Here is a 510-nt window from a genome sequence, read left to right on the forward strand (position 1 = left end):
GGCTACGCCAATGCCACAGAATTAGCGGACTACTTGGTCGCGAAAGGCATTCCTTTCCGAGAAGCGCATCATATTGTCGGTGTAGCTGTCGTTGGCGCGATTGCCAAAGGTTGTGCACTGGAAGAGCTGTCACTGCAAGAGTTACAAGAGTTCTCTGACGTCATCGACAACGATGTGTACGACATCCTAACGATTGAGTCTTGTCTAGAAAAACGTAGCGCGCTTGGTGGCGTGTCACCAAAACAAGTCGCTTATGCCGTTGACCAAGCGGACAAGCGTTTGGCGCAGCGTGATAGTTCGGCCGTTAAAGTACGTCCTGCACGTTTAACGGATATCGAAACGCTTGAGGGCATGGTTGCGTACTGGGCGAATATGGGCGAAAACTTACCTCGTTCTCGTAATGAACTCGTTCGCGACATTGGCTCATTTGCCGTTGCTGAACATCATGGTGAAGTGACTGGTTGCGCGTCTCTGTACGTGTATGACTCTGGACTTGCGGAAATTCGCTCG

1 pseudogene is annotated in these 510 nt (G+C 51.0%); it reads left to right on the forward strand.

Features of this window, described 5'->3' with window-relative positions:
- A pseudogene (locus R8O11_RS31480) lies at window positions 1-510 on the forward strand (amino-acid acetyltransferase); the annotation flags it as partial.

This window comes from Vibrio sp. 1288 (assembly GCF_033344475.1).